Source organism: Vibrio sp. 10N.261.55.F4 (assembly GCF_041470465.1).
Classification (GTDB): Bacteria; Pseudomonadota; Gammaproteobacteria; order Enterobacterales; family Vibrionaceae; genus Vibrio; species Vibrio crassostreae_C.
In genome coordinates, this window is record NZ_JBFRMM010000053.1 from 19,551 (window position 1) to 41,283 (window position 21,733).

Here is a 21,733-nt window from a genome sequence, read left to right on the forward strand (position 1 = left end):
AGGTTTTACGGTAGGGCTACCGATATTTTTTAGCCAAAGTTTTGCGTGTGGACGATGTAGTTTACGTCTACATTTGTGCCTAAACGATAAGTGTCCGTAAGAGGATTGTAGTGCAGCCCTGTAATCCCTAGTTCTTGCAGCGGAGTGTTATCGACCATCTTGATAAGTTCAGCAGGGCGAATGAACTTCTCGTGTTCATGAGTGCCTTCTGGAACGATCCTCAATAGCTTCTCTGCACCAACAATCGCAAACAAGTAAGATTTGAAATTACGGTTTAATGTAGAAAAGAACACGTGGCCGCCCGGTTTCACCAATTTCGAACAGGCAGTGATAACAGATTGTGGGTCAGGAACGTGTTCAAGCATTTCCATGCACGTTACCACATCGTACGTCTGTGGGTTCTGTTCTGCGTGGTCTTCGATAGTGCTCTGGATGTAATCGAGCTTGGTGCCCGTTTCTAATGCGTGAAGGCGCGCGACTTCTAGCGGTTCTTTACCCATGTCTAGGCCTGTCACTATCGCACCTTCAACCGCCATGCTTTCTGCAAGAATACCGCCGCCGCAGCCAACATCGAGGACTTTCTTACCAAATAGGCCTTCAGTCTTCTCTAATACGTAATTTAGTCGCAGTGGGTTGATTTGATGTAGTGGCTTAAATTCGCCTTCTAGATCCCACCAGCGTGACGCCATGTCTTCGAATTTCTTGATTTCTGCTGGGTCTACGTTCTGTGATTTAGTCATAATCGGCATTTCCAAGTTAAATAATGCATCCATGAAATTGCAGGCATTATAACTTGCCTTTTCGCGCTGACCAGAAGATCTACAATTTTGCTAGTTTATTGGATGTAAAGTGACCATGTTTCAGCAAGATATGATGCGGAGGTGCAATTTCTCATCAATTGATTGGCTACAAGGGTCACAAGATGGTAAAAGGAGAGGGAAAGTGATGCCTCCGTAGGTAAATTTGTGTTATATTTTTCGGTCTTATACGTATTCAAAAATACGATCTGACTATAGAGGGAAAATGGCTCTATGAGCGATCTAGCGAAAGAGATCACGCCCGTAAATATTGAAGATGAGCTTAGAGGTTCATACCTAGACTACGCGATGTCCGTCATCGTTGGTCGTGCCCTTCCAGATGTGCGTGATGGCCTAAAACCTGTACACCGCCGCGTTTTGTTCGCGATGAATGTACTAGGTAATGATTGGAACAAACCATATAAAAAGTCTGCTCGTGTAGTAGGTGATGTAATCGGTAAATACCACCCACATGGTGATAGTGCTGTATACGATACTATTGTTCGTATGGCGCAACCGTTCTCACTGCGTTACATGCTAGTTGATGGCCAAGGTAACTTTGGTTCTATCGATGGCGACTCCGCGGCTGCAATGCGTTATACCGAAGTTCGTATGGCGAAAATTGCTCACGAGCTCCTGGCTGACCTTGATAAGGAAACTGTGGATTACGTACCGAACTACGATGGTACAGAACAAATTCCAGCAGTACTTCCTACAAAAATTCCTAACCTATTGGTAAACGGTGCTTCTGGTATCGCAGTAGGTATGGCTACCAACATCCCACCACATAACCTTGGTGAAGTTGTTGATGGCTGTTTAGCATTTATCAATAATGAAGATATCACTATTGATGAGCTAATGGACTATATCCCTGGTCCTGACTTCCCAACAGCAGCACTTATCAGTGGTCGTAAAGGCATCGTAGATGCTTACAAGACTGGCCGCGGTAAGGTTTACATGCGTTCAAAAGCGGATATCGAAGTAGAGAAGAATGGTAAAGAAACCATTATCGTTACTGAGATCCCTTACCAAGTAAACAAAGCTCGTTTGATCGAGAAGATTGCTGAACTGGTTAAAGATAAGAAAGTAGAAGGCATCAGTGCACTGCGTGACGAGTCTGATAAAGACGGTATGCGTATTGTTATTGAATGTAAGCGTGATGCAGTAGGCGAAGTGGTTCTTAACAACCTATACGCTCAAACTCAACTGCAAACGACTTTCGGTATCAACATGGTTGCGTTGAATAACGGTCAACCACAGTTGTTCAACATCAAAGACATGCTTAAGTGCTTCGTAGACCACCGTCGCGAAGTTGTGACTCGTCGTACTATCTTCGAATTGAAGAAAGCACGCGACCGTGCACACATCCTTGAAGCATTGTCTCTAGCACTTGCTAACATTGATGAAATCATTGAACTGATCAAGAGCGCGCCAACACCAGCAGAAGCTAAAGTTGGTTTAGTGTCTCGTGGTTGGGATCTTGGTAACGTTGCTTCAATGCTTGAGCGTGCAGGTACTGACGCAGCTCGTCCTGATTGGTTAGAAGACCAATACGGCATCCGCGATGGTCAATACTTCCTAACGGAAACACAAGCACAAGCAATTCTAGAACTTCGTCTTCACCGCCTAACAGGCCTTGAGCACGAGAAGATTCTAGACGAGTACAAAGCCCTTCTAGAAGAAATCGCTGAGCTAATGCACATTCTTGCAAGCACTGAGCGTTTGATGGAAGTTATCCGTGAAGAACTTGAAGCAGTACGTGAAATCTATGGCGACGAGCGTCGTACAGAAATCACAGCGGCAGTTCATGACATCGACATGGAAGAGCTGATTGCTCAAGAAGACGTTGTAGTAACGCTTTCTAACGCAGGTTACGTTAAGTACCAAATCCTAAGCGACTACGAAGCTCAGCGTCGTGGTGGTAAAGGTAAGAGTGCAACTAAGATGAAAGATGAGGATTACATTGAGCGTCTGCTTGTAGCTAATACTCACGATAACATCCTATGTTTCTCTACTCGTGGTAAGACATACCGTCTGAAAGTTTACCAACTGCCATTAGCAAGTCGTACTGCTCGTGGTAAGCCTATCGTGAACATTCTTCCTCTAGAAGAAGGTGAGCGTATCACGGCTATCCTGCCTGTTTCTGAGTTCTCTAACGAGAAATTCATCTTCATGGCAACCGGCGACGGTACTGTTAAGAAGACATCACTGGATCAGTTCGCAAACGTACGTGCTAACGGCCTAATTGCCGTTAACCTACGTGACGATGATTCACTGATTGGCGTTGACATCACTAACGGTGATAGCGACATCATGCTGTTCTCTAAATCGGGCAAAGTTGTTCGCTTTAACGAGGACAAAGTACGTGCAATGGGCCGTACTGCCTCTGGTGTTCGTGGTATGAAGCTTCCAGAAGACGATCAAGTAGTATCGTTGATTGTTCCTTCTAACGAAGGCGATATCCTAACTGTGACTCAAAACGGTTACGGTAAGCGTACTGAACTAGCTGAATACCCAACGAAAGGCCGTGCAACGCAAGGTGTGGTTTCTATCAAAGTCTCTGAACGTAATGGCCCAGTTGTTGGCGCTGTTCAAGTTGAAGAAGGCGACGAAATGATGATGATCACCGACGCAGGTACGCTAGTACGTACTCGCGTTGCGGAAGTGAGCCAAGTTGGTCGTAACACTCAAGGTGTAACACTGATTCGTACTTCTGACGACGAGAACGTTGTAGGTCTACAACGTATCGACGAAGTAGAAGAAGCTGAGGTTGTTGAAGGCGAAGCTGAAGTAGCAAACGCTGAAGCAGCAGTCGTTTCTGAATCAAGTGAAGAGCAAGCATCAGACGCTTCTGATAGCGAGCAAGACACTGAGTAATCTTTCACTTCTATAAATAGAAGTTGAGACAAAAAGCCGAGCCATTGTGCTCGGTTTTTTATTACCTAGAATTTGGCTGTGACTTGTTTAAAAGCCAATAGCTAAACCTCGATCAATATTGTTTTAGTGAGAAAAAGGTACAGTAAAGCGTCAATGAAAGGAGAATGGAATGGATATCTGGTTACTGATTGCTTTGCTGCTAATGAGCCTATTTCTAGTGGCAATCGTGATCGCATCAAACAGAAAAACCAGTCATCTTAAAGGCAACCTCCTTATTTCATGTGTGGCGATATTAGCCAGCATTCTGGTTTGGTCTCAGATGAAACAAGAAGCCCCTCAACTTACTTCAAGTGACGACAGCAGCTATACAGCAACAGATTTCCAAAATGAACTTCAGCAGAGCCTGGAGCAAGACCCTAATCAATCAGACCTTTGGTTTAAGCTTGGTGGTGTTTATATGCAGAAAGGGGAGTTTGATGCTGCATTTACCTGTTACGACTATGCGATTCGTTTAGACCCACAGGCGCCTTCAGGGCTTTATGCAGCTAAAGCGAGCGCCTTGTATTACCTAAGTTCACAGGCGATGAGTGATGATGTGAAAGTGCTCTTAAATCAATCCATGGAGCTTGATCCCAACGATCGTACGGCATTGATGTTGATAGCGACCGATCACTTCATCAGTATGCGCTACCAACAAGCGATCGATGCTTGGACTCAAATTCTCGATTCTAACCAGAAAGGCATTGATCGTGTCTCTATCATCCATTCGATCAACCAAGCTAAGCAAATGATCCGTTAAACGGGCACTATCTGTAATTTCGAGATTATTTGCTTTCTTGCATCTCAATTAAACCGCCAGCGTTGTGGATCTGTGTAAACCCTTGAGCTTTCAAATACTGGTAAGCTTGTCCTGAGCGGTTACCACTGCGGCAATACAAAACGATAGGTTGAGCTTTGTCTATGCTGGCAAAGTGCGTAGCGACTTCAGAAAGAGGGTAGTTAATCGCATTGTCCAGATGACCTTGCTTGAACTCTCCTGGTGTCCTGACATCAACGACCAGCGCACCTTCCTCAATCATTTCCCACCCTGTTTCTGCTCGTTCTGAGGCGTGAAGTCCTGAACTTGTTAATGCGATGCATAATGCCGAAAGCGAAAGTAAGTGCTTCATTCTTTGTTCCTTGAATTAGCTAAAAGGTAATGTGAAATTGGGACGGTTGAGTGCGCCCAAATCTAAAAAACCAGCCACACCTTTACAGTGTGACTGGTTTTATCTTATTGGTCTATTTGAAGGAACTAGTATTCGTAGTTAGCTTCACGCTTTTCAGCTTGCTCTTCCCACTTAGGAACCACGGTGTCTAAGAAGTGTTGCTTCTCAGCGTTCATCTTATCCATGTCCATTCCAAGCGCTTTTTGAGCTGCTTCTTTTGTCGAGATATCTGGAATCTCGATTGGATCGGTGATGCCTTTCTTCGCCAGTAGACGAACAATCTTAGTTCGAGCATCGGCTGCGCGGTCAACGGCAGTACCTAGCACTTCTAGAGCGATTTCAGGTGCATGCATATGAATGCCGTGAGATGCAATAGCGTAGTCCCAACGCCATTGAGCGTGACGGATATCCAGTAGGATAGGCTCCATCTCTTGCTCTGTCGCACCCGCTTCCCATGCCGCGCCTGCTTCAAAGTGAGCAGCTACGATTTGTTTCTCAGCAGTCAGCTTCATGTTCAGAACTTGCGCTTTGCGGCTTGAAACGATGTTACGCATGGTTTCTTTCGATTGAGTGTGACAGTTTGCACACGTATCTTCGAAGCGGTCGAATGGGTTACCCACTTTATGGTCGGTATAAACAGTGCCATCTTCTTTGGTAACTTTCGGCATATGACAGTCAGCACAAACGACTTTGTTCTTACCATGGATGCCTTCACGCCATGTTTCAAAACCTGGGTGCTGTGCTTTCAGCATTGGTGCTTTCGATACTTTATGCGTCCAATCTTTAAAGTTGATTGCATCATAGTAGCGTTCCATGTCGCCAACGGTTGTACCTTGGTCCCAAGGGAATTTCACACCTTTGGTTGGCCCTGTGAAGTAGTATTCCACGTGGCACTGAGCACACACAGAGGCTTGCTGATCAAAGCGACCTTGCTCTTCGAAGTTCTTCCCAATCGCATCGAACGCACGTTCAACATAAGGACGAGTGATCTTTAGTGCAGGTTCGCCATTTTTAAAGCCTTCACTTTGAGTATCGTGACAGTCGGCACAACCAATTGGATTGACTATCTCGCTGCCAAGACGAGCCCATTTACCTTCAAAGTAGCCGTCTTCACCACGCTCTTCAATAACGCGTGCTACGTCTGGGCTTTTACAGCTCCAGCACGCCATTGGCATTGGGCCTGAATTTTCGTCGGTTGGTCCGCCAGTACGCAGGGTTTGTCTTACATCATCAACCGCATAAAAGTGGCCGCGGGCTTTGTTGTAGTCTTTCGCGAAACCGTAGCCCGCCCATAGAATAACCATGTTTGGATCTTCTTTTAGTGCGTCTTCAATGGCTTCGCTCTCTGACGTTTGTCTCCATGAATGGTATTGATCTGGGTGGTTTTGCTCGAACTGGTCGTTACGAGGATCACCAATTTCTTTTTGTTCAGACGCAGCAAAACTGGTCGCGCTTACTAGTGATGCGCTAACCATTAATAATGCTGTGACGGAATTACGTATCCAATGCTTTTTCACAGTGATATCTCCAATATACTGATTTTTATACCAAGCGTTGTGAGTTTGCTATTCAAATTAAGAACTGGAGAATTGCTGTTTATATTAATTCATAAATAAACACATTTTGTTACGTGTCGGATGTTTGCTTGTTTTAGATCAATTAATGACAGTGACTTCAATCACGTTGAAGTTTATATAGCCCTAAAGGGGTATATGGACATCAAGTTAGACTGGTCTTATTGAGAATTATTATCATATATAACAAATAATTACCCGACATGCCCTCACTATAAATAGGGTGATTGTGTTCACATATTACCCTTTGTATATTTCGCTTTACCTAATTAGGGGTATATTCTAAATATAGAAAGCGTTGTGGCTTATCCAAAATAAGAATTGATATCATTTAAGCGGTAATAATATCGTTTAAGGGTACTTTTGTTTAACCGGAATATTATTTAGTTGAGAGTTAAATAATGCCGGTATAAGGAAAGGATAAAATGGGCAATATTAAATTGGCCATAGTCATAATGCTTAAATCCCTTCTAGCATTCTGCCTCTATGGTTATTCCATTCATGCTGTTGCAGAGCCTGCTGTTACGCCAGTAGGAGAGTCAACAAGACATGAAGTCGAATTAATACGTGACAAAGATTACAAGTGTGTCCAATGCCATAAAGATTCTAAAGAAACGGTATTTGGTTCACATGGTGAGAGTGCGCACGCTTTGCTTGGCCGTGAAGTGAATTGCACAGATTGTCATAGTTCTATTGGCCCCGATCACCGTGATGGTGCACCTGAGGTGGTGAAGTATCGCGCGGCTCAATCACAACCCGGAACCGAAAAGGTTTTCCTCGATCCTAGCTTAATCCTAGATGCCAACAGCCAATGTATAGATTGTCATAAGCCTGATGATCTGCGCGAAGCGAGTTGGACTCATGACGTACACGCACAAAACTTAACGTGTTCAAACTGTCACGATGTGCATGCGAGTGAAGCGAAGGTGCTTGGCTTAGATAAAAAGCAAACCATCAAGCTGTGTGTGGATTGCCATTCAGACTTCAACCAGAAGAAAGAAGGGGAGTAATCTATGAGCTGCTCAAGAAGAAACTTTTTAGCTGGCGCGGGTGCCGTTATTTTCACAACTGGTGTTGCAGGTACTGCAGCGGTTACAAGCCGCAAAACGCTGGCTAATGTTCAGGAAGATGGCACCAAGCGTTACGGAATGGTTCATGACGAAACCGCTTGTATTGGCTGTACTGCTTGTACTGAGGCGTGTCGTGAAGTAAACAAAGTGCCTGAAGGCGTATCGCGCTTAGAAATCATAAAGAGCGAACCTCAAGGTGAATATCCAAATGTTGATTACCGTTTCACTCGTAACTCTTGTCAACATTGTGATAATGCACCTTGTGTGATGGTTTGCCCAACAGGCGCCGCCTATAAAGATGAGAAGACAGGAATTGTTGATGTACATAAAGAGAAGTGTGTCGGCTGTGGTTATTGCCTGCTAGCTTGTCCATATCAAGTGCGCTTCTTCCATCCTAAGAATAAGTCGGCCGACAAATGTAACTTCTGCCGCGATACCAATCTTGCGCAAGGTAAATTACCTGCTTGTGTTGAATCTTGCCCTACCAATGCGCTGATATTTGGCGACTTAAATGACCCTAAGAGCGAGATAAACCAGGTACTTAAATCTGAAGTGGTTTACAGAGATAAGGCTTATCTAGGTACTCAGCCAAAACTCTATAAAGTGCCACACCAAAAAGGGGAGATTTGATTATGAGTGCATGGGATACAGCGTTTCAATCAGGTACCGTGGTTTGGGACTGGATCATTGCTATCTATCTGTTTTTGGCGGGTATGTCAGCGGGTGCAGTGATGATCTCGATTTACCTTAAGAGAAAGGTGATTGAGGACGATCCAGCGAATAATGGTGTATTAAAGGCAACGGCTTTTCTAGCACCATTCGGGATCATCTCAGGTTTATTGATCTTGGTTTTCCACCTGACGAAACCACTATCATTTTGGAAGATCATGATCTTTTATAATCCGACGTCAGTGATGTCGATGGGTGTGATCTTATTCCAAGTGTATATGGTGATCCTATTTGTTTGGATCGGCATTATATTCCGAAATCAGATTGCCGTATTCTTGAGTGATCAAGCATGGTTAAAAGGGCGACTCGATTTTGTCGGTAATTGGATTGGCAAATTAGAAGTGTTTGAGAATGCTCTGGAAATATTCTTAGCTGTTCTTGCTCTGATGCTTGCCGCTTATACCGGATTCTTGCTTTCAGCTTTAAATACTTTCCCACTATTGAATAACCCAGTGCTGCCGATTTTGTTCTTATTCTCGAGCTTATCTTCGGGAGCGGCGGCGTGTATTTTATTTGGTGTGCTGGTCTTTAAAGAATCACCTCATAGCCCGACTATTTCATGGATTCACGGATTCGAACGTCCAGTCGTGATGTTTGAGTTGTTTGTTCTAATTACTTTCTTTACTGGGCTGATCTTCGCTGGTGGTCAAAGTGAACAAGCAGTATGGAATGCAATTGGTAGTGGTTTCTGGGCGAGTTGGTTCTGGTATGGTGTCATCGGTGTCGGTATGGTTTTACCCTTGCTGCTGAATGCCGTTACACCAACTTCAATTCGCCATAGCTCGGTGTATATTTTCTCCGTGACTTCGCTAAGCCTAATGGGCGTATTGATGCTACGAACTTTTGTTCTTTATGCTGGGCAGTTAACGATAGCTTAATTTTGCTCAAGTTTATTAGTGAGCAGATGTTGGATACTAAATATCTGCTTATTAATGAACATGCTTTAAACAAATATGAGATGCGTGTTCAGATCGGCTCTGCTCAAGCGGAGCCTTATTGAGGTGATATGGTCGGTTCTTTGGGGCTGTTTAGTTTGGTGTTGGTTGCTGTACTCAGCAGCACTATTGGTGTGCATTCGCTTTACCAAATGCTAAATAAACGGACGCAAAATCTAGGTTTAATCCGCAGTTTCTCTCTTTCAAGCGCGCTGTTTTCTCTCACTTCTGTCGTATTGCTTGGCTATGCCTTTGTCAGTGATGACTTCTCTATTCTCTATGTCGCTGAACATTCAAATACTCAATTACCCTCATTTTTTAAGCTCGCAGCCGTATGGGCAGGTCATGAAGGTTCCTTGTTATTTTGGGTACTGACGATCAGCGTCTGGTCTGGCGTTATCGCCTTACAAAAACACTATTCAAATGAATACCAAAGCCGTGTGTTGTGGGTAATGAATCTACTGCTCGCGATATTTGCTTGGTTCACCTTATTCGCATCAAACCCATTTGAAATGAACGCGACATTACCGCTAGAAGGGCGTGACCTTAACCCAATGTTGCAAGATGTCGGTCTGATTTTTCACCCGCCATTGCTTTACCTTGGCTATGTCGGCTTTTCTGTGGTGCTGGCATTTGCAGTTGCTGCTTTGCTGGTTGATCCAATAGAATTTGATTGGGTTGTCCATTGCCGAAGTTGGTGTCTTGTTGCGTGGATCTTTTTAACTGCAGGGATCATTCTTGGCTCTTGGTGGGCGTATTACGAATTAGGCTGGGGCGGCTGGTGGTTCTGGGATCCGGTTGAGAATGCCAGCTTGCTGCCATGGCTTACTTCGACAGCTTTACTGCATAGTCTAGGCGTTGCCAAGGGTAAGCAACAGCTTCTTAAGTGGTCTCTTAGCCTTGCTTTCATTACATTTTGCTTGAGTATCTTAGGCACGTTTATTGTTCGTTCTGGCGTACTTACATCGGTACACGCTTTTGCAGTTGACCCAACCAAAGGTATCGCGCTGTTGCTGATACTGGTTTTGGTGTTAGTGAGTTCGTTTTCTCTTCTTATTGTTCGTGGTGAATCTTTCGAGTCGAATCCAATCACTAGCTTTGCGAGTAAAAGTTTTTTGAGTTTAGTGGCGGTACTTATATTTGTACTGGGTACGGCGGTGGTGGTGTTTGGTACCTTCTACCCAATGGTTTTTGAATTACTTGGCCTTGGAAATATCTCTGTGGGCGCACCTTACTTTAATCTTCTTATTGCGCCATTGGCTCTGCTTGCGATGGGAGTGATAGGGTTAGCGCCATTGCTCAGTATCAAACCTCAAGCGTCGAAAGGTGTGATTGGAATTATTGCCTTATTGTCTCTCTGTCTTGGCTTTGTAACTTATGTTTTGCAAGTTGAAGCGATCCAAGTGATGGTGCTAATGACATGGTCACTTGCGTTTTGGGTAGCCCTGACTCATGTTTACGGCTTAGCGGTAACGCGCAACTCTAAGTTTCAACGCAAAGTATGGGTGATGACGTTGGCGCATGTGGGTGTCGCAGTATTAGCGATAGGTGCCGCGATGAACAGTTACCATTCATTTGAGCGAAGTTACAAATTGAGCCCAGGTGAAGAGGTTGAGTTTATGGGCTGGACGCTCTCTCATCGTGATACCGAGCTCTATGTCGCCTCCAACTTTACTGCAGAAAAAGCGATACTCGAATTAGATGCTAGCGAGCAAAGCTTTTCCATCGCGCCAGAAAGAAGACACTACCAAGTTCGTGTTATGAACATGAGTGAGCCTGCAATGAAGTGGTTCTGGCATGGCGATGTTTATATCACCATGGGCGAGAAAGTCGATTCCACCGCTTATGCATTTCGAGTGCAATACAAGGCGTATGCACGCTGGATCTGGTTTGGTGGGTTGTTCTCCATTCTTGGCGCTTTACTCTCATTGACTCATCGTAAAAAGAAAACCGTTAAGGCGTCACAGTATGCATACCAGCGTTCGTAACAAGCTCATCACGTTAATTATCTTGGCATTAATGGTGGTGTTGGGTTTTGCCTTTGCGCTCAATAATAAGCAGCAATCGACGATTGTGTCGGAGCAAAAAAGGGCATTCCCAGAATTCATATCTACTGCGTTAGCGAATAGTGAAGGCATCAGTAGTAAACAGGAAATTACGTTGGCTGATGTCACTCAGCACCCTTATCAACTGGTTAATGTATGGGCTTCGTGGTGCGGTATATGTAAAACTGAGCACGCTTTTTTGCTCAAACTTCATGATAAAGGTATTCCAATTGTTGGGCTCAATTATCGAGATAACTCCGGGGCAGCGATCAATGTGTTATCGAGCGATGGCAATCCGTACTCAACGGTGATCAGTGATCCTCAAGGTAAGCTAGCGTTAGAACTCGGCGTAATCGGTACTCCTGAAACGTATCTGGTCGACGCTGATGGCCAAATCATTAAGAAGTTACTGGGCGTGATCAACGAATCAGTGTGGCAAGAAGAACTTGCGATGTATTTTGATGGTGCGAATGGATGATGAAGCCTTTAATACAAGCACTCGTTGTGCTGTCTACGCTTATGGTTATTAGTTTTCCGACTTTGGCAGAAGATCTGTTTACAGCCAGTAATAAGGATACGAGTATTCAAGTTGAACTGTTTGAGTTTGAAAACCCAGAACAACAGCAGCGCGCTATTACATTGGCAAAAACCCTACGTTGCCCGCAATGCCAGAATCAAAACTTGATTGAGTCGAACTCTCCAATTGCAAAAGACTTACGCCTCGTTGTATTCAATATGGTGAAAGCAGGGAAGAGTAATAATGAGATTACTCAATATATGACGGAAAGGTTCGGTGAATTTGTGCTCTATAAACCAGCAATGAGTGTTTCAAACTTATTACTTTGGCTACTTCCGAGCGTATTATTTCTCTTATTTATATATTTATCAGTAAAAAGTGTTAGAAAGAGCTCATAAAAATTATGTATTACTGTTTACCAATTGACCTGTATTTTGTAACATTAAAGGATTATAAAGGCTAAGCACTGTTATATAAGGATGTATCTGTGGATAACGTAATCTCAAATTTAAAGAAAGAGTTCCATACTCATGTCCGATCTGATAAATGGGCAGAAAAATACAGTGCAAAGTCGAGCATTTCTACGCTTACTCAAGAAGAGTTAACCGAATTAGAGAACGCTTGGGTTCAGCTTGTCATCTGGAAGCAAACTCAAGTAAGTTGATCGTTCTGTAAAAAATCGTAGTCTTAGCCGCAACTGATTAATTTATAACCCCATGTTGGTCATCCCAATGTGGGGTTTTTTCTTATGTGAAAAATAATTGTTATATTATAACAATTTGTACGAGGTCGACCTTGAAAAAAATTGTTAACAGCCTCATAGTGTCTATCATTAGATAGTTAGCTACAAAATATTGCCTAGACATATAATGTAGTGTTGTTAAATACATCGAATTTTCAAGTGAGTATAGCTATGGCGGAAGTGCGTGCCAGAATAGATTTCAAAGTAGGGGTAACAAGCAGTATAGATGCTGAACTTCTGTCTTTTCATGGATTGAAAACAGATAAAGAGCATGTTGCTGTGATATTTAAATCAGCAGACAAGACACAAGACATACCTCTTGTTCGTATGCACTCTGAGTGCCTGACTGGTGATGTTTTCCATTCTTCTCGCTGTGACTGTGGCGAGCAGTTAGACGAAACCATTAGAATTATGGGTGAGACGGGTGGGGTGATCCTTTATCTTCGCCAAGAAGGTCGTGGTATTGGCTTGTACAACAAAATCGATGCGTACCGTCTGCAAAGCGAAGGCATGAACACCTATGAAGCCAACAACCACCTAGGTTTTGGCGATGACCTACGCGATTTTACTGAAGCTGCTGAAATGCTACGCGCCTTAGGTACTACAAAAATCCGCTTAGTCACCAACAACCCTAAGAAGATCAATGAGCTAAAATCTTTTGGTATTGAGATTGAAGAAGTGGTGAATACCTCTGCTCATATCAAATCGGGTAATGAAAGCTACCTGAAGGCAAAAGTCTCACACGGTAAGCATAATCTGGATATCTGATTAGCCTCTTTGTTACGCTTAACATAAAAATGTTTAAAGACCTCACATATGTGAGGTTTTTTTGTATTTATCTTGCAATAAAATTGTAAGTTTGTATTATTTCAATCCGTAGTGCAAATGATAATGGTTTGCACTATTACTACGAATAATAATTTAAAGCTCAACAAGGATGCTTCATGACCATTAAATCTTTAGTGACAAAAGCCGTAACTTCGTCACTCATTTTTGCCTCTGCTTCTTCTTTCGCAGCAGTAACTCAAGATCAAGTTGTAGAACATTACGCAGATATTGCGCATGCAGTGTTTGCAGATTCAGTAATTACAGCAAAAGCGTTGAACTCTTCTATTGATACCTTCTTAGCTTCTCCTTCTGCTGGCAACTTCGAACAAGTAAAACAAGCTTGGCTTGAGTCTCGCGTACCATACCAACAGTCAGAAGTTTTCCGCTTCGGCAACGCTGTTGTTGATGATTGGGAAGGCCAACTGAACGCATGGCCACTTGATGAAGGCCTGATTGATTATGTTTCGACTGATTACCAATATGAACTTGGTAACGAAGGCGCTAGCGCAAACATCGTGGCTAACAAGACTTTCCAAATTGGTCAGACTACCGTTGATGCAACCAACATCACCCCTGAGCTAATCGCAGACTTGAACGAGATCGGTGGTTCTGAAGCGAACGTAGCGTCTGGCTACCACGCAATTGAATTCCTACTTTGGGGCCAAGATTTAAACGGTACAAACAGCGGTGCAGGTGAGCGTGCTTACACTGATTTCGTTGTTGGCGCTGAGTGTACTAACGGCAACTGTGACCGTCGTGGCGCATACCTAAAAGCATCTGCTGAGCTACTTATCCAAGACCTAGAATGGATGGAAAAGCAGTGGGCTGAAGGCGAGAAAGGTAACTACCGTCAAGAACTGCTTTCTGAATCTAGCGAAAACGGCCTACGTAAAATGTTATTCGGCATGGGTTCACTGTCTCTTGGTGAGCTTGCTGGTGAGCGTATGAAGGTGGCTTTAGAAGCTAACTCTACTGAAGATGAGCACGACTGTTTCTCTGATAACACGCACAACTCTCACTACTACAACGAGCAAGGTATCTACAACGTTTATACGGGTCTATACAAGCGTGAAGACGGTACTCTGCTTTCAGGTCCTAGCCTGTTTGACCTAGTAGAGCAAAAAGATGAGCAAGCTGCGAAAGAGATTCAAAAGCAGTTTGACCTAGCACGTGCACAAGTAGGCGAATTAGTAACGTCTGCAGAGAAAAACAACCAGCACTTCGATCAGCTAATCGCTGCTGACAACGCTGCGGGTAATGCACTAGTAAACAAAACAATTGTTGCGCTAGTGTCTCAAACAGCGGCTATTGAGCGTGCTGCGGGTGTGATTGGCATTGATAGCCTAAACCCAGACACAGCGGATCACGAGTTCTAAGAACCCGAGCCGACACAAATGTAAGGGCTCTGATTGAGCCCTTAATTGTTTGATCCTCAAGAAAGCCACACCCACATAAAAACTAAAATCAAAAACACAGCAAGGCAATGTATGAAGTCGTATCTCTCAGCCTCACTATTAACCGCACTGTTTTTCGTATCTCCATTACACGCTCATGAAACCTACTCTGGCGGCAAAACGACCGTGAAGAAAGAAGGAGCGAACGCTTTTTCCCTTCCCGCAGCCAATCTACCAATGAGTAAGCGCTTGGATTTCAGCGTAGGTAATAGCTTCTTTAGAAACCCTTGGGTTCCTGCACCGTCATCAACCGATGCTCGTGATGGGTTAGGACCACTATTTAATACTAACGGCTGTCAAAACTGCCACATCAAAGATGGTCGTGGTCACGCGCCAGAAGAAGGAGATGAGAACGCAGTATCCATGTTGGTTCGTTTAAGCATTCCGGCTGAAACGCCTGAGCAGCGACAAGCCTTTATTCGCGATGGTGGCATTCCAGAACCGACTTACGGTGGACAGCTACAAGATTTCGCGCTTCAAGGTGTGAAACCAGAGGGTAAAGTGAACATCAGTTACACCGATGTTCCTGTTGAATTCAAAGACGGCACGGTTGTTACTCTACGTAAACCAACATTAAAAATCACTGAACTCGCGTTTGGTAAAATGCACCCTAAAACAGAATTTTCGGCTCGTGTTGCGCCACCAATGATCGGCCTAGGTCTGCTTGAAAGTATCCCACAAGAAACGATTCTAGGATTTGCAGAGCAACAATTGGCAGACAAACAGGGTGTGTCGGGTAAAGCTAACTATGTTCTTGATGTTCAAACCAATGAAATGGCGCTAGGTCGTTTTGGTTGGAAAGCTGGGCAGCCAAACTTAATGCAGCAAAATGCGGCGGCATTTAACGGTGACTTAGGCCTGACAAGCAGCTTATTTCCGAATGAAAACTGCACATCAGCGCAATCAACCTGTGATGATTTTCCAAATGGTGGCGAGCCAGAAGTCAGTGACAACATCTTAGATTTTGTTGAGTTCTATTCGCAGCATCTCGCGGTACCTGTTCGTCGTAATGTCGATAACCCAGCGGTTGTTCAAGGTAAAAATCTGTTCAAAGAGATTGGTTGTCAAAGCTGTCACCAAGCTGAAATTCGCACGGCAGAGCGAGAAGGTCTGTCTGCATTATCTAATCAGTTAATTAGCCCATATACCGACATGTTGCTACACGACATGGGTGAAGGCTTAGCGGACAATCGCCCTGAGTATCTTGCCAATGGTCAAGAGTGGCGTACCACACCACTTTGGGGATTAGGTTATACCAAAGAAGTGAACGGTCATACGTTCTTACTTCATGACGGTCGCGCAAGAAACGTTATGGAAGCGGTACTTTGGCATGGTGGTGAAGCAGAAATGGCAAAACAAAACGTACTGTCTTTGAATGCGACTGAGCGTGAAGCACTGCTGGCGTTTTTGAACTCGCTGTAGTCGGACTGAGATTTAGCGGTTTAACTACTCAGCTAACCTAAAGAACACAACCGCTGAACTTGTAGGAATACGAGTTCAGCGGTCGTTTCATATTTAGTGAACTCATATAATTAAAAGAAAAATTAGGAAGTAAGGTAACAGCATGACACATAAATTTTTGTTAATGCCTTTGTCGGTATTAATCATGGCAGGCTGCCAATCATCGGGTGAGCAAACGGCTTCATCTGAGGTTAACGGTGTCTCTTATCAAGCAGACACGACTGCTCATATCAGCCGTAGCGTGTATCAACAAGAGTTTGATTCAGCCGTGCTATTCGCTAAGCAAGCCGGTGAGCTGGAAGTCTTGATGCAGGGTTACTGTGAAACCAACAATATTGAGCTGGATGCGTTGGAAAATCAGTGGCAGCTCACCATGAACAGCTGGATGGCACTGCAAGGACAAGAAAGAGGCCCAACAGCGGCATTGGAACAGAGCTGGAATGTTCAGTTTTGGCCAGACAAAAAGAACACCACAGGTCTAAAAATGCGTCAACTGACTCAGCAAGATAAAGCTTGGTCACAAGATGAAATCGCACAGCAGAGTGTGACTGTTCAAGGGCTTGGCGCCTTGGAGTGGTCTCTGTACGACGAGCAATCTCCATTGCTTCAAGACAAAGCTTCAGGTTGTCTATCTTCACAAGCTATCGCACAAAACCTGGCGATGAAATCGGCCTCTATTGCTGAAGCTTGGCAGGTTAACCCGTGGTTAGCACTGGACGAGATGCGTTGGGAATCGGAGTACATCGCTTTGTTGACCAATCAACTTGATTACAGCATGAAAAAACTGAGTCGTCCGATGGCTAAAATTGGTCATCCACGCCCTTACTTCTCGGAATCATGGCGCGCTCAAACCTCAATGACTCAGCTGAAATCGAACGTAGCGGCGCTAGAGAAATTGTACTTAGCAGATGGTAATGGTCTTGATGGTTTATTGAGAGAAAAGGGCTTAAATGACCTTGCCGATCGTGTAGCTGCCCAGTTCACGCTAACCTTAGATACTTGGCCTACAGACTCTAGCTTGTTTACTCTATTACAGAGCAAAGAGGGCTACCGAGAGGTGCTGACTCAATACAACAAACTAGAACGTTTGAAGTACCTGATTCATGAAGAAGTAGCGATAGAGCTTGGCGTGGTAATAGGATTTAATGCTACCGATGGTGACTGATAATACGCGAAGATCGTTACTCAAGGCTGCACTGGGTTGTGCAGCTGTTCCATTGCTTCCGTTTGGGTGTGCGACTCGAAAGGATGGGGTGAGTGCGTCGAACGATCCCCAACTGATTGGCTGTGCGCTTAATGGTCGTGGTCAATATTCTGCAGTTGTGGCTGACGAATTTGGCATGCCACTGAGCCAGCTACCTATCCCTGAGCGTGGCCATGGCGTCGCAATCTGCCCAACCTCATCACATGCGGTGGTTTTTGCCCGTCGTCCTGGTGACTATTTTATGGTGTTTGACTACAAAAACGGTCAGCAGATCAAAATGGTGGTGAAAGGTAACAACCGCCACTTCTATGGTCATGGCGTTTACTCATTAGACGGCACACTATTGTATGCCACTGAAGGGAAAACCGACACCAGCCAAGGCGTGATTGGCGTTTACGATGTCGCGCAAGGCTATCGTAAGGTCGAAGAGTTCACTGGTTTCGGTATCGGCCCACATGAAGTGATCATCATGCCGGATGGTAATCTCGCGATCGGCGTTGGTGGCGTTCATACTGATGGTAGAACACCGAAAAACCTCGATTCGATGCTGCCGAGCTTGAGTTATGTTTCTCCTGAAGGTGTGTTACTTGATCAGGTTGAATTGTTGGATAAGAAGCTGAGCATTCGACATTTAGCCCATGATGGTGCTGAAACGGTACTTTGTGGCCAGCAATATCGTGGTGAACCAGATGAGTATCCTTCGCTATTGGCGATGCATACTAAAGGCGGCCAGTTTGAATCACTGAACGCAGAGCCTGAGCAATGGGCAAGGTTCAATCACTATATCGCCAGTATTGCGGCGTCAGACGATTGGATTATTGCGACTTCGCCAAGAGGCAATTGCTACGGTATTTGGTCGAAAGAGACCAAAGAATTAGTAGAACTGTCTGCATTATCTGACGCTTCTGGTGCTGTGCTGTTTGATGGTGAGTTTCGATTAAGCTCTGGGGCGGGCAGTGTGGTTAGCCAGCGCAAGCCTTATGAGAAATCAACTCAGCAATCATCGGTCCAGTGGGATAACCATTGGAGTTCAATCTGATTTATAAAGCCTCTTAAAAATAACATGCTTACTCCGATTTCTTTGCCATACTTATGAGATGGTTGGTGATGGAGTTAAGCATGTTCGCAAAATACTTCTGTGGATTATTAGTTCTAGTTTCTGTGCACGCATGGAGCTATACGAGTTCTGACGAGAGCCGATTTGTTCCGGCTGATTCGGAGCTCTCTTTTATGCTGATTTATCCAGAGCTTACCCAGAGTATTTATCAAGACTCGTCTCTGCCTATTCTTTGGGATTCACCTGAACTTGTTAAGGCGTTTGAATTTCAATTGTCGCTTCTCGAACAAGCTCAAATGGCACCACTCTTCGATCGACAACTCAAGCAAATTCGTCACTATCAATCCCATGCTCAATGGCAAGAGTTGGACATATTACTCACCGATACCTTTATCTATTACCTGAGCTACGTTGAAAATGCGCCGCTTGCCGGTAAAGAGTGGTACTTCTCGGGCAAGTTGCATTCCAAATTACCTGCGCCTTCTCCGCATATTCTGATGAGATTAAAAAGCAGCGTTGCCAATGATTACTTATTGGAGATGGTGTTGTCTTACGCGCCGCCTGTTGGGGATTTTGACCAATTCAAAGCGACCTATTCGGTGTTAGAAACCGCCTCTGAACTCAATATTGAACGATATAGACAGAAAGGTTTGAAGCGCTTGGGTGACGAGCTTTCAGACAAGACGGTTCTTGTTGAGCGCATTGCTTTGGTTGGTGTTGATACCTCGATGATCGCGGTCGATTTTCCCGAGTTCGATCGAGATCTGCAAACGGCGATTAAATCTTTTCAGCGCATGCACGGCCTTACAGACGATGGGATCGTCGGGCCAGATACGATCAAATGGATCAACATGAGCTTTGATGATCGATTGACTTCATTGGCTCTGAATGCCGAACGTGTTCGTTTGTGGCCTAGAGACAGAGACTCTCTCATCGTCGTCAATGTCCCTAGTTTTGATATGAAGTATTGGGAAGGTGGCGAAGAGGTCTTTGAGTCCAAAGTCGTCGTGGGCAGAAAGTCGCGAAAAACACCACTTTTAGAGATAAACCTCGATTCGGTCATCCTAAACCCGACTTGGAATGTGCCATGGAAAATCATGGTCAAAGACATCTTGCCTAAGGTGAAAGCGGACGAAAGCTATCTAGATACACACAACTTCCAAGTGATTGACGGTTGGCGCACTATGGAGACGGTCGACACCACTGAGATCGATTGGCAGACCATCAATTTCAATTCTTTCCCATATCGAATGCGTCAGCAGGCCGGCTCGCGCAATGCATTAGGTTTGTATAAGTTCAACACACCTAACAAGCGAGCGATCTATCTCCATGACACCCCAAGTAAAAGCTTGTTTAACGATGACTTCCGCGCCTATAGCTCTGGTTGTATTCGTGTTGAGCATGCCGAGGAACTCGCGGAGTTGTTATTTGCGACTAAGGTAAAGAAAGTGCCGAATCAGGATGATGAACTTGCGCCCAATACTAAGGTTCGTCTCAAGAAGCGAATTCCAGTGCATATCATTTATCAAACCGTGTTGTTTGAAGAAGGAGGCATACAATACCGCGGTGATATCTACCAATATGATAAAGAGGGCGGTTGATTGAAATATGGTCAAGAAAGGTGATCTTGACTGAAAAATGACAACCAAGCTTCTATTGATAAAATTATAATGAGTATCAATAACTAACCGTGCAAAGGTTACAAATACTAACGTTTTGCACGGTTTTTGTACGTTGACGCAGCAAATTCCATTATGTATCGTGCATTTTTCGTTCGATCTAATTGGTTTTTTTGCTGTATGTCTCAAAGTTTATTTTCACGCCGTCAGTTTCTGACTTACGCTGGTGGTACTGCTGTAGTCGCCTCTCTTACTCCTTCTATCGCTTTCGCTTCATACCCGGATCAACCAAGAACGATTAGCATGAACAATCTTCACACTGGTGAACGATTAGAGACTTGTTATTTCGATGGCACTAACTATGTTGGTGACGAGATGGCACGCCTTAGCAAACTGTGCCGTGACTTCCGCCGCAATGAGATTCATCCAATGGATAAGAACCTGTTTGATCAGATCACTCAGATTCAAAATGTACTGGGTATTCAAAAAGAAGTTCAAATCATCTCTGGCTACCGCTCTCCAGCAACCAACGAAGCGTTGCGCTCTAAGTCGAGTGGTGTCGCTAAAAAGAGCTATCACATGCTTGGTAAAGCGATCGATTTTCGTATCGATGGTGTTGATTTAAAGGAACTGAGAGACGTAGCTAAAAGTCTGCAAGCAGGTGGTGTTGGTTATTACGCTCGTAGTAACTTCATCCACATTGATACTGGTCCAGTTCGCAGCTGGTAGAGCTAAGCTGAGTTATTGAGTGATACGGTAGGCACTTGTCAAAGTAGACATCCAATGTCATAGTTTGCCCAAATTTCAGTTTGTTCTAATAATTCGGTTTATTGCTGCTCAGTTTGTTGCTGTTTAGTTTGTTATTGTTGGGTTTGTTGCCAATAACATAGCGATATTCGAGTTGTTCACCAGATTCGCTCTTTAAGGTTTGTATATGTCTCTTAAGTATCAAGTTGTACCTGTTACCTCTTTTTCTCAGAACTGCTCGATTGTGTGGTGTGATGAAACCATGGAAGGCATCGTTGTCGATCCGGGCGGTGATGTTCAACAACTCGCGGCTATCATTGAAGAACTCGGTGTTAAGGTTGTGAACTTGGTACTGACGCACGGTCACTTAGATCATGTTGGCGGTACGGTACCACTTGCTGAGATCTTGAAGGTTGAAATTGTGGGCCCGCATAAGGCAGACAACTTCTGGCTACAAGGTCTAGAGAATCAAAGTCAGATGTTTGGTTTCCCACTGTGTAAAGCTTTTGAACCAAACACTTGGTTAGAAGAGGGCGACAAAGTCACTTTTGGTAATCAAGTGATTGATGTGATTCACACGCCGGGCCACACGCCAGGTCACGTTGTACTGTTCAGTGAGCAAGCTCGTTTAGCGTTTGTGGGTGATGTGTTGTTTAACGGCGCAATTGGCCGTACTGACTTCCCACAAGGTGACTTCAATACGCTTATCGCTTCAATCAAGACTAAGCTTTGGCCACTAGGCAGTGACGTAACATTCGTTCCGGGCCATGGTCCTGAATCGACATTCGGTCGCGAGCGTGCATCAAACCCGTTCGTCGCAGATGAAATGCCTCTGTACTAATTAAATCTTTGATTTTCAAACCGATTAT

The 21,733-nt window shown here is 44.4% G+C and carries 20 protein-coding genes; 17 read left to right on the top strand and 3 right to left on the bottom strand.

The window, feature by feature from the left end:
• Window positions 1–29: 29 nt before the first annotated feature.
• Window positions 30–773 carry a bifunctional 2-polyprenyl-6-hydroxyphenol methylase/3-demethylubiquinol 3-O-methyltransferase UbiG gene (ubiG, locus tag AB4249_RS21305; RefSeq protein ID WP_017060991.1) on the bottom strand — a complete coding sequence of 248 codons (744 nt, stop codon included), beginning with the start codon at window positions 771–773 and terminating at the stop codon, window positions 30–32.
• 258 nt (window positions 774–1,031) lie between these two features.
• On the opposite strand from ubiG, the gene gyrA reads away from it, so the two are divergent.
• Both gyrA and AB4249_RS21315 read left to right on the top strand, forming a co-directional pair.
• Window positions 1,032–3,674 carry a DNA topoisomerase (ATP-hydrolyzing) subunit A gene (gyrA, locus tag AB4249_RS21310; protein WP_017072500.1) on the top strand — a complete coding sequence of 881 codons (2,643 nt, stop codon included), beginning with the start codon at window positions 1,032–1,034 and terminating at the stop codon, window positions 3,672–3,674.
• 169 nt (window positions 3,675–3,843) lie between these two features.
• Complete coding sequence (locus AB4249_RS21315; RefSeq protein ID WP_017066842.1) at window positions 3,844–4,473, top strand: tetratricopeptide repeat protein; 630 nt, start codon at window positions 3,844–3,846, stop codon at window positions 4,471–4,473.
• A gap of 25 nt (window positions 4,474–4,498) precedes the next feature.
• On the opposite strand, the gene AB4249_RS21320 is transcribed toward AB4249_RS21315, so the two are convergent.
• Together AB4249_RS21320 and nrfA are read right to left on the bottom strand one after the other, a co-directional pair.
• Entirely contained in the window at window positions 4,499–4,843 is a 345-nt protein-coding gene (locus tag AB4249_RS21320) for a rhodanese-like domain-containing protein (RefSeq protein ID WP_017063559.1), read from the bottom strand.
• A 125-nt stretch (window positions 4,844–4,968) separates the two neighbouring features.
• Entirely contained in the window at window positions 4,969–6,399 is a 1,431-nt protein-coding gene (gene nrfA, locus AB4249_RS21325; protein ID WP_372104697.1) for an ammonia-forming nitrite reductase cytochrome c552 subunit, read from the bottom strand.
• 482 nt (window positions 6,400–6,881) lie between these two features.
• On the opposite strand from nrfA, the gene nrfB reads away from it, so the two are divergent.
• The 15 genes from nrfB (at window position 6,882) to AB4249_RS21400 (ending at window position 21,705) form a co-directional block, all read left to right on the top strand.
• Window positions 6,882–7,466 carry a cytochrome c nitrite reductase pentaheme subunit gene (gene nrfB, locus AB4249_RS21330; protein WP_008222036.1) on the top strand — a complete coding sequence of 195 codons (585 nt, stop codon included), beginning with the start codon at window positions 6,882–6,884 and terminating at the stop codon, window positions 7,464–7,466.
• A 3-nt stretch (window positions 7,467–7,469) separates the two neighbouring features.
• Window positions 7,470–8,156, top strand: coding sequence for a cytochrome c nitrite reductase Fe-S protein (nrfC, locus tag AB4249_RS21335; RefSeq protein WP_017060985.1), 687 nt, complete (start codon window positions 7,470–7,472; stop codon window positions 8,154–8,156).
• A 2-nt stretch (window positions 8,157–8,158) separates the two neighbouring features.
• A complete protein-coding gene (gene nrfD, locus AB4249_RS21340; protein ID WP_372104700.1) occupies window positions 8,159–9,133 on the top strand; it encodes a cytochrome c nitrite reductase subunit NrfD in 975 nt (324 codons plus the stop codon).
• 128 nt (window positions 9,134–9,261) lie between these two features.
• A complete protein-coding gene (locus tag AB4249_RS21345) occupies window positions 9,262–11,178 on the top strand; it encodes a heme lyase CcmF/NrfE family subunit (protein WP_372104703.1) in 1,917 nt (638 codons plus the stop codon).
• Window positions 11,159–11,713 (top strand): DsbE family thiol:disulfide interchange protein, encoded by a 555-nt coding sequence (locus tag AB4249_RS21350; protein WP_004733376.1) that lies wholly within the window; start codon window positions 11,159–11,161, stop codon window positions 11,711–11,713. Before AB4249_RS21345 ends, AB4249_RS21350 begins: the two co-directional genes overlap by 20 nt.
• Complete coding sequence (gene nrfF, locus AB4249_RS21355) at window positions 11,710–12,150, top strand: heme lyase NrfEFG subunit NrfF (RefSeq protein ID WP_004733377.1); 441 nt, start codon at window positions 11,710–11,712, stop codon at window positions 12,148–12,150. Before AB4249_RS21350 ends, nrfF begins: the two co-directional genes overlap by 4 nt.
• 89 nt (window positions 12,151–12,239) lie before the next feature.
• The gene (locus tag AB4249_RS21360; protein ID WP_017063565.1) at window positions 12,240–12,416 is read left to right on the top strand and encodes a hypothetical protein; all 177 of its coding nucleotides are present in this window, start codon (window positions 12,240–12,242) and stop codon (window positions 12,414–12,416) included.
• 249 nt (window positions 12,417–12,665) lie between these two features.
• Window positions 12,666–13,262, top strand: a complete 597-nt coding sequence (gene ribA / locus AB4249_RS21365; RefSeq protein WP_009848836.1) for a GTP cyclohydrolase II — start codon at window positions 12,666–12,668, stop codon at window positions 13,260–13,262.
• A 176-nt stretch (window positions 13,263–13,438) separates the two neighbouring features.
• Window positions 13,439–14,698: an imelysin family protein gene (locus tag AB4249_RS21370; RefSeq protein ID WP_017063566.1), complete on the top strand. Its 1,260-nt coding sequence runs from the start codon at window positions 13,439–13,441 to the stop codon at window positions 14,696–14,698.
• Window positions 14,699–14,809: 111 nt separating this feature from the next.
• Window positions 14,810–16,198 (top strand): di-heme oxidoredictase family protein, encoded by a 1,389-nt coding sequence (locus AB4249_RS21375; protein ID WP_372104706.1) that lies wholly within the window; start codon window positions 14,810–14,812, stop codon window positions 16,196–16,198.
• A 142-nt stretch (window positions 16,199–16,340) separates the two neighbouring features.
• Window positions 16,341–17,402, top strand: coding sequence for an imelysin family protein (locus AB4249_RS21380; RefSeq protein WP_136973606.1), 1,062 nt, complete (start codon window positions 16,341–16,343; stop codon window positions 17,400–17,402).
• Window positions 17,392–18,480, top strand: a complete 1,089-nt coding sequence (locus AB4249_RS21385; RefSeq protein WP_372104709.1) for a DUF1513 domain-containing protein — start codon at window positions 17,392–17,394, stop codon at window positions 18,478–18,480. Before AB4249_RS21380 ends, AB4249_RS21385 begins: the two co-directional genes overlap by 11 nt.
• A gap of 80 nt (window positions 18,481–18,560) precedes the next feature.
• On the top strand, window positions 18,561–20,099 hold the full coding sequence (locus AB4249_RS21390; RefSeq protein ID WP_372104711.1) for a murein L,D-transpeptidase: 1,539 nt from the start codon (window positions 18,561–18,563) through the stop codon (window positions 20,097–20,099).
• A 198-nt stretch (window positions 20,100–20,297) separates the two neighbouring features.
• Window positions 20,298–20,846 (top strand): YcbK family protein, encoded by a 549-nt coding sequence (locus AB4249_RS21395; RefSeq protein ID WP_017060953.1) that lies wholly within the window; start codon window positions 20,298–20,300, stop codon window positions 20,844–20,846.
• A 205-nt stretch (window positions 20,847–21,051) separates the two neighbouring features.
• Window positions 21,052–21,705 carry an MBL fold metallo-hydrolase gene (locus tag AB4249_RS21400; RefSeq protein WP_017060954.1) on the top strand — a complete coding sequence of 218 codons (654 nt, stop codon included), beginning with the start codon at window positions 21,052–21,054 and terminating at the stop codon, window positions 21,703–21,705.
• Window positions 21,706–21,733: the final 28 nt, after the last annotated feature.

Bases quoted from the DNA above. Each gene is read 5' to 3' on its own strand.
- AB4249_RS21380 (WP_136973606.1), top strand. From the start codon at position 16,341: ATGACACATAAATTTTTGTTAATGCCTTTGTCGGTATTAATCATGGCA.
- AB4249_RS21390 (WP_372104711.1), top strand. From the start codon at position 18,561: ATGTTCGCAAAATACTTCTGTGGATTATTAGTTCTAGTTTCTGTGCAC.
- nrfF (WP_004733377.1), top strand. From the start codon at position 11,710: ATGATGAAGCCTTTAATACAAGCACTCGTTGTGCTGTCTACGCTTATG.
- AB4249_RS21320 (WP_017063559.1), bottom strand. From the start codon at position 4,843: ATGAAGCACTTACTTTCGCTTTCGGCATTATGCATCGCATTAACAAGT.
- nrfB (WP_008222036.1), top strand. From the start codon at position 6,882: ATGGGCAATATTAAATTGGCCATAGTCATAATGCTTAAATCCCTTCTA.
- ribA (WP_009848836.1), top strand. From the start codon at position 12,666: ATGGCGGAAGTGCGTGCCAGAATAGATTTCAAAGTAGGGGTAACAAGC.
- AB4249_RS21375 (WP_372104706.1), top strand. From the start codon at position 14,810: ATGAAGTCGTATCTCTCAGCCTCACTATTAACCGCACTGTTTTTCGTA.
- AB4249_RS21315 (WP_017066842.1), top strand. From the start codon at position 3,844: ATGGATATCTGGTTACTGATTGCTTTGCTGCTAATGAGCCTATTTCTA.
- AB4249_RS21350 (WP_004733376.1), top strand. From the start codon at position 11,159: ATGCATACCAGCGTTCGTAACAAGCTCATCACGTTAATTATCTTGGCA.
- AB4249_RS21395 (WP_017060953.1), top strand. From the start codon at position 20,298: ATGTCTCAAAGTTTATTTTCACGCCGTCAGTTTCTGACTTACGCTGGT.
- AB4249_RS21345 (WP_372104703.1), top strand. From the start codon at position 9,262: ATGGTCGGTTCTTTGGGGCTGTTTAGTTTGGTGTTGGTTGCTGTACTC.
- AB4249_RS21370 (WP_017063566.1), top strand. From the start codon at position 13,439: ATGACCATTAAATCTTTAGTGACAAAAGCCGTAACTTCGTCACTCATT.
- AB4249_RS21385 (WP_372104709.1), top strand. From the start codon at position 17,392: ATGGTGACTGATAATACGCGAAGATCGTTACTCAAGGCTGCACTGGGT.
- AB4249_RS21400 (WP_017060954.1), top strand. From the start codon at position 21,052: ATGTCTCTTAAGTATCAAGTTGTACCTGTTACCTCTTTTTCTCAGAAC.
- nrfD (WP_372104700.1), top strand. From the start codon at position 8,159: ATGAGTGCATGGGATACAGCGTTTCAATCAGGTACCGTGGTTTGGGAC.
- gyrA (WP_017072500.1), top strand. From the start codon at position 1,032: ATGAGCGATCTAGCGAAAGAGATCACGCCCGTAAATATTGAAGATGAG.
- nrfC (WP_017060985.1), top strand. From the start codon at position 7,470: ATGAGCTGCTCAAGAAGAAACTTTTTAGCTGGCGCGGGTGCCGTTATT.
- ubiG (WP_017060991.1), bottom strand. From the start codon at position 773: ATGGATGCATTATTTAACTTGGAAATGCCGATTATGACTAAATCACAG.